This window comes from Paenibacillus sp. OT2-17, from assembly GCF_009827695.1.
Lineage (GTDB): Bacteria > Bacillota > Bacilli > Paenibacillales > Paenibacillaceae > Paenibacillus > Paenibacillus polymyxa_B.
The window spans coordinates 1-3631 of sequence record NZ_WUDQ01000377.1 but is presented as its reverse complement, the minus strand read 5'-3'; the positions used below and the strand labels follow the sequence as shown (position 1 = coordinate 3631).

Annotated in this window: 3 protein-coding genes and 2 pseudogenes; 3 read left to right on the top strand and 2 right to left on the bottom strand. The window is 37.7% G+C overall.

Going from position 1 to position 3631, the window contains the following annotated elements; translation table 11 throughout:
• Nucleotides 1–500: 500 nt before the first annotated feature.
• On the bottom strand, nt 501–1046 hold the full coding sequence (locus GRP75_RS21540; RefSeq protein ID WP_160790312.1) for a TetR/AcrR family transcriptional regulator: 546 nt from the start codon (nt 1044–1046) through the stop codon (nt 501–503).
• A gap of 237 nt (nt 1047–1283) precedes the next feature.
• Between GRP75_RS21540 and GRP75_RS29330 the strand changes: the two genes are divergently transcribed.
• A complete protein-coding gene (locus GRP75_RS29330; RefSeq protein ID WP_337194253.1) occupies nt 1284–1874 on the top strand; it encodes a ketopantoate reductase family protein in 591 nt (196 codons plus the stop codon).
• Nucleotides 1875–1882: 8 nt separating this feature from the next.
• Nucleotides 1883–2299, top strand: a complete 417-nt coding sequence (locus tag GRP75_RS29325; protein ID WP_202404251.1) for a hypothetical protein — start codon at nt 1883–1885, stop codon at nt 2297–2299.
• A 68-nt stretch (nt 2300–2367) separates the two neighbouring features.
• On the opposite strand, the pseudogene GRP75_RS21530 reads toward GRP75_RS29325, so the two are convergent.
• A pseudogene (locus tag GRP75_RS21530) lies at nt 2368–2792 on the bottom strand (MaoC family dehydratase).
• A gap of 319 nt (nt 2793–3111) precedes the next feature.
• On the opposite strand from GRP75_RS21530, the pseudogene GRP75_RS21525 reads away from it, so the two are divergent.
• Nucleotides 3112–3631, top strand: a pseudogene (locus GRP75_RS21525) (transcriptional regulator); the annotation flags it as partial.

The following is a 3631-nucleotide window of genomic DNA, read 5'->3' as shown; positions in this document are numbered from 1 at the left end:
GGTAGAACAGGTTGACCCGGAAAGATGTGAAATTCATTACACTGAACCAAAATTTTACATAGATTAGACCACTCTTGAAGCAGCTATACCTCTATGGTTTGTATGATGCTTCTCGTTCCATCGTGTTGTTTGTACAGATCCAATACAAAAGCAGTTGAATAACAAGCTATGGGCTGAGATTAGTAAATGGCATTCTCAAAGCCCTCTATACTAAAATAGCACAGTGCGAATCTCAGAGGTTTTTAGTAAATTATTCATTTATATGATTGCAAACGCATCATTCGCTCCGTCAAGTCGAAACCTGAAACTGTACAGTGCCGCCTGTACTTTAGTTACGGTAAAGCAGAAAAAATATGGCAGCATTGATGCTTTTATCGAGAAAAGCTTTGGTTTGACGCTGCAAGAGAAGCAGCACTTGCAGGAGCTACATTTAGAATAGAAGTCATATGTTAATGTTTAGTTGGAATAAAAAAAGCCGCTATATTAGCGACTCATTTAAACTAAATATTCTGATGACCCAGGGAAGAAATGATATGGGCAATCGTTTGCGGGCTTTCCTTACCATTTAACTCGAGCCATTGATTAATGACTCCAATGGAACCGTGAACCATGTAAGTGAAAGAATAGTCCATTGTATATGGTTCCTTCCTGTTTGGTTCTTCTCCATTTCTTTGCACATGATCTTCAAGCAAGACTTGTGATAAAAAATCATTTTTTCCTGTCTCCGAAATTAAGATTTTATACATCGTTTTCTTATCTCGAATGATGTTCAATAGGTTGATCATTGATTCTTCTGTTGCGCAGGGACTGTCTCTTTCTTGTAACGTTTCCATTATTTCTCGATTAAATTCATGTTGCATTACTTCAAATAGTTCATAAGGATCTTTGTAGTGCAGATAGAAAGTGCCACGGTTGATATCTGCCTGTTTACATATTTCAGTAACCGTTATTTGAGGCAATTTTTTTGTTTCTAATAGACTGAGGAAACTCTCTTTAATGAGATCGATCGTATATTTAGTTCTTCTATTATTCTTGACTCCAACCATATGTTACCCCTCTTTTTTCATCTTTTCAACAAACTCAAGCTGAACTGTTGAATTCATAACACTAACTCATATATTGATTATTGTGATTGCAGAGATGAGTAGATTATACTTACATCGCGACATTAAATCAACACATGTTCATTTGATGATAATGATTAAAAAATATAATTTATTTCAATCATACAAGGAGAGTAAATAAAACATGACAACCAACTCAAACAAACCCAAAATACTCATGTGGGCGCAGGAGCTGTAGGGTTTTCTGTTGGATATCACCTTCACTTATCCGGTACTGATATTACCTTTCTTGTGCGAAAAGGACGAAAAGCAACATTCGATTCTCCACAAAAACTATATTGCTATGATGATGCTACATTGAAAAATTTTAGCGATTTTAATGTCATTGAAGATCTAGAAGAAATAAAACCTCAGCAATATCAATTTATTATTATTACATTGGACGGAAATGCTAGTCGAACATCAGAAGGCATAGATATGTTATCCCAAATGGGTGATATCGTACGTGATTCTGCAACTACCGTGATTATGTGTGGGTTTGGAAATGGCATTCGTGAACATTATCTTCAGGTTATGCGAATTCCGGAAGACCAGTTGCTAAGAGGAATACTGAGTACGCTAAGTCATCAATCCAACGCTATTTTCCCTGTACACAAACCAACGGATCCAAATCAGATTGCCCAAGCCATTGTCTGTTACAAACACCCGACAAACGGCGTTGGGTTTCAAGTCGAGACCAATAATAAAGTGGTAGCAAAGCAATTTATCACACTGTACAATCGCTCTAAAGTTTCACGTTGTGGTCAGTAAGCCCGGCGATGTTCAATATTTTCTCAAGTGTCGGCTTTCCTGTATACGCCGCTTGCGATATTTTAGGCTGGCCTAACTTCTCGACCGTTGTAGCCAATAAAGAACTTTGGCAACTTGCTTGCCGAGCACAAGGTGAAATAGCTACTCTACCAAAGCATGGTGTTGTCGGTAAAATCATGGGTTTAATGATGGGATCACGCATGACGGCGAAAATACATCTTAAAATGGAACGAGATATGCTTCCGTTAGATTATCAAGCGTTCAATCGTTTTCATCATGGTGGTAAAGTGCGGACTCAGGATGTAGAATCTATGCGAAATTCAGTTGTAGAAGGGCAACGTCAAGGTCGCCAAATGAAGGCTTTGAAGGAATTACTGCAACGTGTGGCTGAACATGAAGCCGCAAGTCAAGCCACGTTAAAATAAAGAGAAGAGGTCCGTGCTAGAATGCATGGACCTCTTCAAACCATTATCAATTGATTTTTTATAAAGCTTTATTGTTTAACCAGAACGGATAAATCCCCTTCAAAAACTTTCTCCTCTTTGTTGTTGAAAGTCGACAACAATACAGTAACGAGTCCTGTTTCATTCCGCTTCTCTTTTACTCCAATCACTTCAACAATAGTGTACAATTCGTCGCCTGGATACACTGGTTTGATAAATTTAATATTATTCATAGCCGTTCCAGCAATAACCTCATCACCGTAACTGCCTGTTTCAACCCAAAGCTTAAAAGAAACAGCTAATGTTTGAATTCCTGAAGCGATAATTCCATTAAATCTGCCTTGCAATGCTTTCTCTTCATCTAAATGCATATATTGCGGTCAAACTCCCTTGCAAATCTGGTGATATCCTCATTAGTTAATTTTAAAGACTTGGTTTTAAATACTTGTCCGATATAAAATTCATGAAATCGCATTATTGCACCTCTTGATTCAATTATTTGCTTATTTATATTAGAGTAGCATAATATCACCAATCAAGTTAAACTGCCTGTTAGCTTAATGACGTATTGTCAGTCTACAACTTAATATTTCCCTTTAAAATCCGTAGCGTTATAGCAACAAAACTAATTTAAAGAGTCTATCTCAGCAAGTAACCCTCCGTACTTTTGTACAGTCAGATCAATGTAAGTGTTGCAAATCAATAAAAATTATTGACAACTGTTAAATTATGGACAACAATAGTATGCAATAATATATAAATATTGGTATTTTTGTATGGAGGGTGGTTTATCCATTAAAATTACACCCACGATTAGAGCAGAATTGGAACAATATCTAAAACAAGAAGGTTTGAGCATGATGGAGTTTGGGCATATAGCAGGCATGAATAGGGGGATAGTAAGTAGCATAGTGTCAGGCAATAAATCTATGTCTGTTAACCAGATAGATCGCATTACCGAGGCTATGGGTTTACCAGAAGGCTACTTTTACGACCTATTTATAGAGAACTACATCATCGACACCCCCACGAATATGAGACGAATAGAGCCATTTTTGTATCGTTGTGCGGAATTGGACAAGCTGGATGCGATCCGTCGAGTGGTGGGAACCATTATGGACAACCTACTCTATTCGCCTAAACTATTTGATATGGCAGAAGTGCTAATAGCACAGGGACGACATGATGCTGCGTTACTGTTCTATAAGGGTGTAGCTGAAACGGAGAAGTACCAACATTCTGAACGATTGGCGACCTGTCAGTATCGAATGTTCACGATTCAGGTTGGTGACGATCAAAGCCGTAATCTCAAGG

Bases quoted from the DNA above. Each gene is read 5' to 3' on its own strand.
- GRP75_RS21540 (WP_160790312.1), bottom strand. From the start codon at position 1,046: ATGGTTGGAGTCAAGAATAATAGAAGAACTAAATATACGATCGATCTC.
- GRP75_RS29325 (WP_202404251.1), top strand. From the start codon at position 1,883: ATGTTCAATATTTTCTCAAGTGTCGGCTTTCCTGTATACGCCGCTTGC.